The sequence below is a fragment of the Streptomyces sp. NPDC056883 genome (assembly GCF_042788835.1).
GTDB classification, from domain to species: domain Bacteria; phylum Actinomycetota; class Actinomycetes; order Streptomycetales; family Streptomycetaceae; genus Streptomyces; species Streptomyces stoeckheimensis.
This window is the reverse complement of sequence record NZ_JBHUBS010000006.1, coordinates 386,158-397,762: the sequence shown is the minus strand read 5'-3', so window position 1 is coordinate 397,762 and position 11,605 is coordinate 386,158. Positions and strand designations below refer to the sequence as shown.

Annotated in this window: 11 protein-coding genes; 3 read left to right on the top strand and 8 right to left on the bottom strand. The window is 73.9% G+C overall.

From position 1 onward, the window contains the following. Positions 1-73: 73 nt before the first annotated feature. Together ACFRU2_RS18675 and ACFRU2_RS18670 are read right to left on the bottom strand one after the other, a co-directional pair. Positions 74-637: a toxin-antitoxin system, toxin component gene (locus ACFRU2_RS18675; RefSeq protein WP_382973205.1), complete on the bottom strand. Its 564-nt coding sequence runs from the start codon at positions 635-637 to the stop codon at positions 74-76. Continuing rightward, on the bottom strand, positions 634-1,674 hold the full coding sequence (locus tag ACFRU2_RS18670; protein ID WP_382973203.1) for a hypothetical protein: 1,041 nt from the start codon (positions 1,672-1,674) through the stop codon (positions 634-636). The genes ACFRU2_RS18675 and ACFRU2_RS18670 overlap by 4 nt, the downstream gene beginning before the upstream one ends. A 292-nt stretch (positions 1,675-1,966) precedes the next feature. On the opposite strand from ACFRU2_RS18670, the gene ACFRU2_RS18665 reads away from it, so the two are divergent. Further along, positions 1,967-2,389, top strand: coding sequence for a hypothetical protein (locus tag ACFRU2_RS18665; RefSeq protein ID WP_382973201.1), 423 nt, complete (start codon positions 1,967-1,969; stop codon positions 2,387-2,389). Positions 2,390-2,391: 2 nt separating this feature from the next. Here the strand turns inward: ACFRU2_RS18665 and ACFRU2_RS18660 are convergent, their stop codons facing one another. Both ACFRU2_RS18660 and ACFRU2_RS18655 read right to left on the bottom strand, forming a co-directional pair. Next, the gene (locus tag ACFRU2_RS18660) at positions 2,392-3,213 is read right to left on the bottom strand and encodes a helix-turn-helix domain-containing protein (protein WP_382973199.1); all 822 of its coding nucleotides are present in this window, start codon (positions 3,211-3,213) and stop codon (positions 2,392-2,394) included. 37 nt (positions 3,214-3,250) lie between these two features. Next, on the bottom strand, positions 3,251-5,056 hold the full coding sequence (locus ACFRU2_RS18655) for an FAD-dependent oxidoreductase (protein WP_382973197.1): 1,806 nt from the start codon (positions 5,054-5,056) through the stop codon (positions 3,251-3,253). A 215-nt stretch (positions 5,057-5,271) separates the two neighbouring features. Here ACFRU2_RS18655 and ACFRU2_RS18650 point away from each other — a divergent pair, with 215 nt between their 5' ends. Together ACFRU2_RS18650 and ACFRU2_RS18645 are read left to right on the top strand one after the other, a co-directional pair. Further along, positions 5,272-5,577: a 4a-hydroxytetrahydrobiopterin dehydratase gene (locus tag ACFRU2_RS18650; RefSeq protein WP_382973195.1), complete on the top strand. Its 306-nt coding sequence runs from the start codon at positions 5,272-5,274 to the stop codon at positions 5,575-5,577. Positions 5,578-5,618: 41 nt separating this feature from the next. Next, positions 5,619-6,359 (top strand): class I SAM-dependent methyltransferase, encoded by a 741-nt coding sequence (locus tag ACFRU2_RS18645; RefSeq protein ID WP_382973314.1) that lies wholly within the window; start codon positions 5,619-5,621, stop codon positions 6,357-6,359. Positions 6,360-6,427: 68 nt separating this feature from the next. Here the strand turns inward: ACFRU2_RS18645 and ACFRU2_RS18640 are convergent, their stop codons facing one another. The 4 genes from ACFRU2_RS18640 to ACFRU2_RS18625 form a co-directional block, all read right to left on the bottom strand. Continuing rightward, positions 6,428-6,868 carry an RICIN domain-containing protein gene (locus ACFRU2_RS18640; RefSeq protein ID WP_382973193.1) on the bottom strand — a complete coding sequence of 147 codons (441 nt, stop codon included), beginning with the start codon at positions 6,866-6,868 and terminating at the stop codon, positions 6,428-6,430. Between the two features lie 7 nt (positions 6,869-6,875). Beyond that, the gene (locus ACFRU2_RS18635; RefSeq protein WP_382973191.1) at positions 6,876-7,724 is read right to left on the bottom strand and encodes an aldo/keto reductase; all 849 of its coding nucleotides are present in this window, start codon (positions 7,722-7,724) and stop codon (positions 6,876-6,878) included. Positions 7,725-7,883: 159 nt separating this feature from the next. Then, positions 7,884-8,663: an ABC transporter ATP-binding protein gene (locus ACFRU2_RS18630; RefSeq protein ID WP_382973189.1), complete on the bottom strand. Its 780-nt coding sequence runs from the start codon at positions 8,661-8,663 to the stop codon at positions 7,884-7,886. After that, positions 8,660-11,602 (bottom strand): ATP-binding cassette domain-containing protein, encoded by a 2,943-nt coding sequence (locus tag ACFRU2_RS18625; protein WP_382973187.1) that lies wholly within the window; start codon positions 11,600-11,602, stop codon positions 8,660-8,662. Before ACFRU2_RS18625 ends, ACFRU2_RS18630 begins: the two co-directional genes overlap by 4 nt. Between the last annotated feature and the right edge of the window lie 3 nt (positions 11,603-11,605).

Sequence of the window (11,605 nt, the reverse complement as noted above, 5' to 3'; positions counted from 1 at the left end):
GGCGCATCGGCTGAGGAAGGACGTCGGCGGGGAGGCGGGGGTCGGCCGCCGGGTGTGGTCGTCGGGACCGCGCTCAACGTCCCCAGCCGAACGAGCTCTTGATTCGTTCGACGGCTTCGGGGACCTGCTCTTCCCGCGGTGGCGGGAGGAATGCCTGGAGGATCTTGCCGAGGTGCAGTCCGAAGGTCTCCGCGCGGATCTCCGCCGGATCCTCCTGGTCGGCACGGGCGGCCGTCTGCCGGACGACCGAGCCCAGGCCGCGGTCGGAGCTCAGCAGGTCCGAGAGGCTGCCGTGGGGGCCCGTCAGCCTGGCGGCCACCGCCATGCCGGGGCCGTGGCGGCCGCAGGTGCCCTCGTCCACGTGCCACAGCTCGTGGGAGGCGATGACGAGCTGGTGCTCGGGCCGGGTGCGCTCCTCGATGACGAGGAGGTCGCGGTCCTCCATCCCGAGCCACAGCCCGCTGGCGGTGTCGGGCGGGAAGGGGGCGAAGCGGAACTCGACGCGGCGCCCGCCGCGGACGCGCCCGTAGGCGGCGCAGAGGCTCCCGATGATCTCCGCCGCCCCGGCCGGAGGGGTCAGGCGGGCCGCCGCCAGCAGGTCGTCGCCGAGTTTCCGCATGGCCCGTGTGGTCCTCATCGTGCTCCCCCTTCGGAACTGCGGTCGATGTCATCGGCGCCGCCCGGCGGACGCGGGACGGCCGGGCGGCCCAACTGCCCTTCCCGTGCGAGCAGATCGTCCAGGTGGTCCGCCAGCGACTTCCAGCCGTCCGGTGAGAGCCGGCCCGCCCGGGTCACGATGCTGCGCACGTCGTGCGCCCGCATCACGGCGAGCATCGGGTTCTCGGCGGGCCGTTGCGCGGATTCCAGTTCGCGCTCGATCCCGGCGAGGCAGGCGGCCAGCGCCTCGGCGTCCCCGGCCATCAGGAAGCCGCTCTCGACCCCGTAGAAACGCTGGATTCCGGCGGCCGCCGCGAGGTTGGGGAGCCCTTCGCCCTGGGTGAGGCGGGTCAGCGACTGGCCCGAGGCGTAGAAGGAGCCGGCTATGGCGGAGAGGGAGTGGGCCTGCCCGTCCTCCCGGGGGCGGGTGCGGCGCAGGTGCTCGAAGCGGCGGCGCACCTGTTCCTTGAGCGGGAGCCGGGGCGGTGTGCCGTCGAGAGTGAGCCGGATGTCCTCCGGGGTGATGCCGGTGAGGTACGAGAGGCGTTCGAGGTCGTCCGCGGCGCCCTCCGCCCGGCTCCCGGGCGCGCTGGTGGCCAGGGCGCGTTCCACCGCGCTCTTGCTGTCGGCGAGCAGGAATCCGGGGTAGACCCCGAAGAACCGCTGGACGCCGGCCGCATGGCCGAGCCGGGGCAGTCCGGTGCCCGCGTTGAGCGGGCCGAGGGAGGCGCCGGGGGCGTCGAAGTCCTCGGCGATCGCGGCGAGCGACCACTCCCTGCCGTGCTTGTCGCGCCGGGTGGCGCGCAGCCGCAGGAAGCGCTGGTGCACCCGGTCGCAGAGCGGCAGCTCGGCGGCGGTACCCGCCAGCACCGCGGGGACGTGGTCCGGGGCGACCCCGGACAGGTGGCTGAGCCGCTCCACGGCGAGCACCCGCGCCGGGTCCTGGCCGTGTCGCTCCGCCGACGCCACGACACGGGCCCAGGCCGCGGTGAGGTCAGGCCGGTCGGCGGCTCGCACCAGGCGTTTCTCCGTCAGCAGAGAGAAGGGTGGATGTGGTTGCTCTGCGTGAAGCGTATCCCCCCGGTTCACGGCCGAACAGGAGTACCCCCCACCTTTCTTTCCGTCCATCTCAAAAAAGGTGGGGCTTCCGCCTGGCGGAGGATGCCCATGACGTCGGAGGTAATCGACCCGGCGGGGGCCCCGGCGCCACAGTGGGGACATCGGGTTCCGGGGCCGCGCACACGGCTCCGGGGCCCGGGTCGTCCGTACTCCACCAGCGCAATCGACCCTCGACGGAGGCTGATCCGCCATGTCCGCAACCCCGTTCACCGCCGTAGCCCGCACTGCCGTCCCGCAGGCCGCGCTGCGCCGGTTCCTCGCCCTCGACTCCGTCGTCACCACCGGCAACGGGCTCGCCTACGCCGCCTTCTCCGCGCCCCTCGGCCGGCTGCTCGGCCTCGGTCAGGGGCTGGTGCTGGGGCTCGGAGTGTTCCTGGTGCTCTACGGGGCGGGCGTCGGCCTGCTGGCAGCGCGCCGGCAGCCCCCGGTCTTCCCCGTCAGGCTCGTCATCGAAGGCAACTACGCCTGGGCCGCGCTCAGCCTCGTCGCCCTCGTCGTCTGGTTCGAGCCCACCACCGCCGGGGCGGTGTGGATCCCGGCGCAGGCCCTCACCGTCGCCTCCTTCGCCCTCCTCCAGCAGCTCGCACTGCGCGCGGGCTCGGGGCGCCGGTGACCTCAGGGCGCCAGTGACCTCAAATACTTCACCGTCGCCGGGTCGGCCGGCAGGAGGGTCTCGATGGCCAGCTCGGCGACCGTCACGTCCATGGGGGTGTTGAAGGTGGAGATGGAGGACACGAAGGAGAGCAGGTGCCCGTCGTGTTCGATCCGCAGGGGGAGCGCGAGGTAGGCGACGGCCTCCACCGGGCCGTCCTGGTACGGCCAGTCCTCGCCGGGCCCGTCCGCCGACGCGGGCAGCGGATAGGCCGACACCTCCTCGTACAGTGCGCGCAGCGGCGCCGAGCGGGCCAGTGCGATCTGCCGCTCCATCTGGGCCAGCAGGTGTCCGCGCCACTCGCGCAGGTTGCGGATCCGGGGGGCGAGGCCCTCCGGATGCAGGGTCAGCCGCATCGCGTTGAGAGGGCCGGCCAGCAGGTGCTCCGGCAGCCCCTCCATCAGCATCAGGATGCCCCGGTTGGCGGCCACCACGTCGTAGGTGGCGTTCACCACCAGCGCCGGATACGGCTCGTAGCCGGTCAGCAGCTGCTCCAGCCCCCCGCGCAGCACCTCCATCGAGGGGGCGTCCAGCGGGGTGTGCGCGTACCGGGGCGCGTAACCCGCCGCCACCAGAAGGGCGTTGCGGTCCCGCATCGGAACGTCCAGGTGGTCCGCGAGCCGCAGCACCATCTCCTCGCTCGGCCGGGACCGGCCCGTCTCCACGAAGCTGATGTGCCGGGAGGAGGAGTCGGCGCGGCCCGCCAGCTCGAGCTGGCTGAGTCCGCGCCGCTCCCGCCAGGTGCGCAGCAGGGCGCCAACCGTCAAGGGCGCAGCAGTCGTCATACGGCGACGTTAGCCCAGCCGGGGGGCCGCAGCCCGGTCACCCCACGTCGAAGACGTTCCGCAGACCGAGGCGGTAGCGCCACAGGTCGTGCCGCTTGGCGGACTCCACCTCGGGGGCCCGGTACAGCCGCCGCACCGTGCACCGGGGGGCAGAAGAACCATCCCTGTCCAGGAGGGAGTTGACGGCCGCCCGGGCCGAGGCGTTGGCCCCCTCCATCGTCGCCAGGTCGATGTCGACGGACACGTAGTCCCCGCTGAGGAAGAAGTTCGGGATCCGGGTGCCCGCGCTCGGCCGGTTGTGGAAGGTCCCGGTCGGGTGGATCAACAACTGGTCCTGGTTGGTCGGATGGGGGGTGCCGATCCCGTCCACCCCCGGGTCCAGGAACCACGAGTGCAGCTTTCCGTCCGACAGGAGGGTCTTGCCGGTGTCGTTGAGCGAGGCCTTCAGCTGCGCCCACACCTCGCGGGCGACCTCCTCGCGGGTGCACTGCTTGGCCGTCTTCCCGTAGAGGATCCCCGGCTTGTCCCATTCCGAGATGTCCACCGACAGGCAGTCCACGGCCGCGCCGTCCCCGTAGTCGGCGGGGAAGTCCCGCGAAGGCCAGTGCTCGGCCTGCTGGATCGCCGTCAACGACCAAGGCGAGTCGATGCAGTTGAGGTGGCCGTGGACGAGGGGTGCGCGCTCGGTGAGGTAGAACTGGATGCCGGTCATCCAGTCCGTCTGCAGCAGGTCGCACCGCCCGAGCATCGGGTCGGCCGCGCGCAGCGCCGGGCTCCAGGTGCGGCGGGCGTGCTCGACGGGCAGCGCGCTGACGTAGTGGTCGGCGGTGACGGTCCGGACGGCGCCGGCTGGATCCTCGACGAGGACCCCGCTCACGCGACCGTCCCCGTACCGGACCTCGCGCACCGTCCACCCGATCGCGAACTCCACGCCCAGCGACCGTAGATGGGTCTCCCACGGGTCGATCCACGCCTCGTTGGTGGGCAGGTTCAGGATCCGGTCCGGCGGGCCGTCGGCGCCGCGTCCCAGCAGGTTGAAGACGAAGGCCTCGCCGAGCGTGCCGACCGTACGGGTCGAGGCCTCCTCGGCCTTGGTGGCCACGATGTTGCGGGTGACGCCGATGGCGAGGATCCGCTGGTACTCGCTCGACATCCGCGCGGCCCGGGTGAACTCCCACCACGGGGTGCGCTCCCACTGCTCGTTGCGCCGCTCGTCGCAGCTGGTGAGGAAGACCAGGGCGCGGTCGACGAAGTACGCCGTCTCGTGGAGCGGGAGGCGGACCAGCGACTGGAGGATGCCGGTGAGGGCCCGGCGCAGCTCGTCGGGGGTCAGTTCGGCGGGGGAGTGGTCGGGCCAGGGGATGGGGGCGCGCAGGTCCTCGCGGCCGGCCGCCCGGGCGAACATCATCTCGCGCGGGGCGACCAGGTTGTCCCAGACCCCGTTGGCGTTGCCGGGGAAGGGGATGCGCCGCATCGTGTCCGGCAGGTTGTGGTAGATCCCCGGGATGAAGCGGAAGCCGTGCTCGGCGGGGAGCGGGCGGCGCCCGCCCCGGGCGCTTCCGGGGACGTCCATGCTGCGGGCCTTGCCGCCGAGCGCCCGGCGCTCGTACACGGTGACGGCGTAGCCTCGTTCGGCCAGTTCGTGCGCGGCGGTGAGCCCGGCGACCCCGCCGCCGAGGACGGCCACGCGGCGCGCGCCGGCCGCCGCGGCGCGCGGGGTGGCCGCGGTGGTTCCGGTGGCGGCCTCGGCCGGGGCCGCGAGGCTCCCGGCGGCCGATAACCCGCCCGCGGTGGCCGCGGCCCCCGCGATGAACGTGCGCCTGGAGTTTCCTGTGCGCGTCACGGTGATGCTCCCTCGATGTCGTCGGCACCCGGCGGTATTACCGGCGGTAACAGTCACGTCCGGCGCAGGAGCATAGGGGTGGCGCGTCGGCCACGGAAGGCACGGAAGTACCCGCACGCACTATGGCGCGAAACCTTCCCTCAAGCCTGAGCTGTGGGAACCTTGACTCCACGTCAGGTCAATCGGGCAGTCACGTACGGGGAAGGAGCCTGCGGATGTCGAGAGAGCCGCTTTCGCAGAAGGAGATCGAGGACCGGCTGCGGGAACTCCCCGGCTGGGCCTTCGAGGACGACCGGATCATCCGCACCTACCGGCTGGGCAGCCACTTCGCGGCGAGCGCACTGGTCGGCCACATCGCCGCGGTGCAGGAGGAGTTGAACCACCACTCCGACCTCACCCTCGGCTACAACACCGTCCGCCTCTCGGTGAACACGCACGACGCCGGAGACGCCGTCACCGACGCCGACTTCACCCTCGCCGAGCGCGTCGAGTCCCTGGCCCCCGCCCACGGCGCCGCCTGATGCCGGAAGCTCCGCCGATGCACGTGCCCACGCCGAGGCCGCTGCTCGACTACGACGCCGAGGCCGAGGCCTACGACGCCACCCGCGGCGGGGTCCCGCGCGCCCAGGCCGCCGCCGCGGCGGTCCTCGGCCTGCTCCCGCCCGACACCGTCACCCTGCTCGACCTCGGCTGCGGCACGGGCATCGTCACCACCCGCATCGCCGCCGCCCGCCCGGGGCTGCGGGTCCTCGGCGCGGACACCTCGTACGGGATGGCCGCCATGGCGCGCTCCCGGGGGATCCCGGTGCTCCTCGCCTCCGGGACCCGGCTCCCCTTCCGCACGGGCTCGCTCGACGCGGTCAGCGCGGTCTGGCTGCTGCACCTGCTGCGCTCACCGGGCCTGGTGGCCGCCGTGATCGCCGAGGCCGGGCGGGTGCTGCGGCCCGGCGGGATGTTCGTCACCACCGTCGACAAGGACGCCGCCCACGACGTGGGCAGCGACATCGACGAGGTGCTCGCCGAGCACCTCACCGCGACCCCCGCCGACTCCGTCCAGGCCGTCACCGGCCACGCGGCCGCGGTGGACCTGCACCCCGCGGGCGAGGCCCTCTTCACCGGTCACGGCCAGGGCCGCACCCCGCGCGGGGCCGCGGAAGCGCTGCTCGCCGGGCGGTACGCCTCCCGGATCCACCCGCGCGGCATCACCCCGCGCGAACTCGCGGACCGGCTGGAACTCCTGCCCGGACCGGACACCCCGCGCGCGGAGCCGACGTACCGGCTGCACGCCTTCGTACGGGCCTGACGGGCGGGCCGGGGTGCGGGGGCAGAGGCGACGGGCCACAGCCCCCGCCCCCGGCCCCGCCCCCGGCCTCAGGCGGGCTCCAGGCGCCACCACTGCGCCGGGGAGTCGGTGTCCTCGCACTGCCGGGCCCGGCCCTCAGCGTCCGCCTCCAGCGGCAGACCGCTGATGGCGGCGATCAGCGAGACCACGCCGGGGTCGTCGAGGTGCTCCTCCACGACCCACTCCTGCGCCCCGAAGGCGTTCGCCTTCCACACCTGGACCCGGGTGCCGCTCTCGGTCGAGGCGTTCGCCACGTCGAGCCGCTTGCCGTTGTGGACGCTGACCAGGTGGAAGATCCCGCCGCCGCTGTGCACCGGGGTGATCTCCCACTGCCGGGCCGCGGCAGGCTCGCCGTCCGGCCCGACCCAGACCCGGTTGCCGCTCTCCACCTGGAGCAGCAGCCCGCTCGCGGCATTGCGGATCCGGTAGACGCCGTCGGGCGCCTTCGTCCCTCTCGTCGGCTCGCTCACCGGCGGCTCAGTAGTCGAACTCGGCCGGGTCGGGACCGATCCGGCGCCCCGCCCCACCCGCGCCGAGCGCGTCCAGCGCGGCCACGTCCTCGGCGTCCAGCTCGAAGCCGAAGACGTCGAGGTTCTCCCGGATCCGCGCCGGGGTCACGGACTTGGGGATCACGACGTTGCCCAGCTGGAGGTGCCAGCGCAGCACCACCTGTGCGGCCGAGCGGCCGTGCTTGGCGGCGAGCGCGGTGACGGCGGGCAGGGTCAGCAGGTCCTTGCCCTGGCCGAGCGGGGACCAGGCCTCGGTGGCGATGCCCAGGCGCGCGTGCAGGGCGCGCAGCTCGGTCTGGGGGAGCAGCGGGTGCAGCTCGATCTGGTTCACGGCCGGGACCAGGGAGCTCTCGGTGCCGAGCCGTTCCAGGTCGGCGGGGCGGAAGTTGGACACGCCGACGGCCTTGGCGCGGCCGCTCTGCGCGATCTCCTCGAAGGTCTTCCAGATGGCGAGGAAGTCGTCGCGCATCGGGCGCGGCCAGTGGATCAGGTACAGGTCGATCTCGTCGAGGCCCAGCTTGGCGAGCGAGGCGTCGAACTCGCGCAGCACGTTGTCCCGGCCCCAGGTCTCGGACTTCCCGTTCCACAGCTTGGTGGTGACGAAGAGCTCCTCGCGCGGCACTCCGGCGGAGGCGATGGCCTTGCCGGTGCCCTCCTCGTTGCCGTAGATGGCGGCCGTGTCGATGCTGCGGTAGCCCGCCTCCAGCGCGGTCCGGACGGCCTGCTCCGCCTCGGCGTCCGGAACCTGCCAGACGCCGTAGCCGAGCTGGGGCATGAGCGTGCCGTTGTTGAGCTTGATGCCGGGGACCTGGTTCACGTCGGTCGTTCCCTCTGGTCGTCGCTGGTGCGGGTGCTGACTGCCGGTCGTACGGGCGCTGGCGCGCAGGCCCGTACGACCGGCGACAACCGGCCCCCGGCGTGGCCTATTCCCGCCGTACGGGTGAATCCGTACGGCGGGATCCAGAGGCGGCGAGGGCTACGCCCCCAGGTACGCCTCCCGGACCAGCGCGTTGGCCCGTACCTCGGCGGCCGTGCCCTCGGCGAGGACGGTGCCCAGGTCCAGGACCACCACCCGGGTGCAGAGGTCCATCACGAAGGCGACGTTGTGCTCGACCAGCAGCACCGCGCAGCCCTCCTCCTCGGCGAGCCGGCGCACGACCGCCGCCAGCTGCTCGCGTTCGGGCGCGGACATGCCCGACGCGGGCTCGTCCAGGAGCAGCACCCGGGGCGGATCGGCCACCGCGCGGGCCAGCTCGACCATCCGGGCCCGCCCCACCGGCAGACCGCCGGCGTACGCGTCCCCGAGCGCGCCGATGCCGCAGTCGGCCAGCACCCGGGCGGCCCGCTCCCGCCGCTCCCGCTCGCGGCGGCGGCGGGTGGGCGAGGCGACCAGGTCGGCGGCGAGGCCGCCGCCCCCACCCCGCCACTCCTGCGCCACGAGGACGTTGTCGGCCACACTGAGCTGCCCGAACAACTGCTGGCGCTGGAAGGTCCGGCGCATCCCGTGCCGGGCCCGCCAGACGGGGGAGCGCCGGGTGACGTCCACCCCGTCGAGCAGCATCCGGCCCTGGTCGGGCCGCCGGATCCCGGACAGCACGTCGAACAGGGTGGTCTTCCCGGCCCCGTTCGGCCCGATCAGTCCGCACACCTCGCCGGCCCGGATCCCGAGGTCCACACCCGTCAGCGCCTTGACCCCGCCGAACCGGACACTGACGCCGCGGGCCTCCAGGACGTACGTGTCCGTCTCCGCGCTCATGTCGCCATCCCCAGGTAGGCCTCGGTCAGCCGGTCCGCCTCCACCTCGGAGCGGGGGCCGCACCAGGAGACGCGGCCCTGCGAGAGGTAGGCGACGGTGTCGGCGATCCCGAGGATCTCGGCCGCCTTCTCCTCCACCAGCAGCAGCGCGGTGCCGGCGGCGCGGAGCTCCATGAGCAGCCCGTACACCTCGTCCACCACGCGCGGGGCGAGCCCGAGGGAGGGCTCGTCCGCGATCAGCACCCCGGGCGGCCGCTGCAACAGCGGGGCGAGCGCCAGCATCTGCTGCTCGCCACCGGACAACGACCCGGCGGGGACCGTGCGTCGCTCGCGCAGCCGGGGGAACCGGTCGTAGACGGCGTCGCGTTCGCCCGGGTCCCTCAGGTAGAGGGCGAGGTTCTCCTCGATGCTGAGCGCCGGGAAGATCCCCCGCCCCTCGGGTGCGAGCAGCACCCCCGCCCGGGAGCGGCCCACGGCGCCGTCACGGGTGGCGTCCCGCCCGGCCACGTGGACGGTCCCGCCGACGACGGGCAGAGCCCCGGCCGCCACCCGGCAGGCGGTGCTCTTCCCGGCCCCGTTGGGCCCGAGCACGGCGAGGATCTCACCGCGCCGCACGGTGAGGTCGACGCCGTGCAGCACGAGCCCCCCGTCATACCCGGCGGTGACGCTGCGCAGCTGGAGGGCGGGCGGCTCTGCGAGGGGCTCCGCCGGTGGCGCCTGGGCGACCTGCCCGCGGGCGGGCCGGTCCGGAGCCGGCCTGGCTGCGGTCGGTTGCCCTGCGGGGCTTTCCCCCACCCCGCCCCTTCCCGAAACTGGGGCGCTGCCCCAGGCCCCGGCAGATACAGCCTCGCCGGCGTTTGAGGCGCGGGGGTCAGGGGGCGGAGCCCCCGAGGGGTCCGGGCGGAGCCCGGTTTCGGGAAGGGGCGGGGTGGGGGAAGGCCCCGCAGGGCCCACCCCGACGCCGCCACCGACCCGAGCCACGGGCACGGCCCCGGCCGAGGCGCCCGCTCCGGCCAAGGCTCCGACCAGAGCGGTCGCGCGGCGGCGGGCCCGGCGGACCGGGATCGCCGCGCAGTACCCATCGGGATCGTTGGCCAAGGCCAACCCCGCCAGCCCGAACAGGATCACCGGCAGGTGCGCCGACTCCGTCACGTAGTCCGCCATCACCCGCGGAGCGACGGCGAAGACCAGCCCCGCCACCACCGCGTACTGCGGCCTGCGGACGCCCGCCGCGACGACCACCGCCAGCCACACCAGCCCGGTCATCGCGGTGAAGTCCGTAGCGGTGATCCGGGTGTTGTACGAGGCGTACATCACGCCCCCGAACCCGGCCAGCCCCGCCGACAGCGTGAACAGCAGCAGCTTCGTCCGCAGCACGGACACCCCGGAGGCCATCGCGGCCGCGGGAGCGGACCGTACGGCGAGCATCGCCCGGCCCGAGGGGGAGCTCCGCAGCGCGCTCAGCCCGGCGGCGACCGCCGCGACCAGCAGGACCAGCGCCACCCCCAGCGCCCGGTCGTCGGCGAGGTCCACCGGTCCGATGACGGGCCGCGGGATCGACCACCCGGAGTCCCCGTTGCGCAGCCACCGCATCTGGAAGAGCACCTGGTCCGCCAGGAAGGCCAGGGCCAGTGTCGCCAGGGCGAGAGAGCGCCCCCCGAGCCGTAGCGCGGGCAGGGCGACCAGGGCCCCGAGCAGCGCGGCCACGCAGGTGCCGACCGCCAGCGCCGCGATGAACGGCCACCCGCGGCTCATCAGCAGTCCGGCCACCAGCGCGGCCCCGGTCACGAAGGTGCCCTGGGCCAGGGACACCATCGCCCCGAGCCCGGTGACCACCGTGAAGGACATGAACACCAGGGCCAGCGCGAGCCCTTGGGCGAGGAGCCCGCTCCAGAACGGGGTGGTCACGGTGTAGAAGGCCGTGCACAGCAGTACCGCGCCCGCGGCCCACACCCCCCACCGCCGCCCCCACGGAGCCCCGGCCAGATGGTCGGGCGAGGCCACGTCCACGGCGGCGGTCCCGGCCGCCCGGGCCCGCCGGGTGAGCACCAGCAGCCCGCCGAACAGGATCAGGAAGGGCACGGCCGTCCTGAAGCCGGTGATGGAGTCGGCGAAGGACGCGTAGCCGACGACCAGGTTCTGCAGGACTCCGAGCCCCAGCCCGCCCGCGAAGGCGAGCGGGACGGAGGCGAACCGTCCGATGACGGCCGCCGTGGCCGACACGAACAGGAACAGCGTGAAATCGTGCGCGGACAGCCCCAGCAGCGGAGTCGCGAGGACCCCCGCCAGCCCGGCCAGCCCCGAGGCGATCATCCACGCCACCGAGGACAGCCGGTCGGCGTCGATCCCGCGCAGCTCGGTGAGCGAGCGGTTGTCGACGGCGGCCCGCAGCCGCAGCCCCAGCCGGGTGTGCCGCATCAGCACCCACAGGGCCACCGCCACCAGGGCCGTGGCCACCCAGGTGATCAGCTGGTCGGAGTCGATGCCTACGTCCGCGGTGAGCTGCCAGGACGTGGCGGGGCTCGGCCCCACCCCGGGCAGCCCGAACTGGTTCTCCGCGGGCTTGAGCGGCGCTCCCGCGGCGGTCAGGAGCTCCACCGCCCACAGCCCGGCCGCCGGCAGGGCCACCAGCAGTCCGATGGTGGCCACGATCTGCGCCGTCTCGCCGACCTGCGCGAGCCGCCGGAACATCAGCCGGTCCAGCGCCCACCCGAGCCCGGGCGCCAGGACCAGGACCACCAGCAGCGCCGCCGGGACGGCCGGCCAGCCGAGCCCGGAGTGCAGTTCGTAGAAGGTGAGCGCGCACAGGTAGGCGGTGGCCCCGTGCGCGAAGTTGAACAGCCCGGACGCCGAGTACGACAGCACCAGCCCGGTGGCGAGCAGTGCGTACAGGGCGCCGGACACCAGACCGCTCAGTACGAAGGCGAGCAGATCTCCCATTCG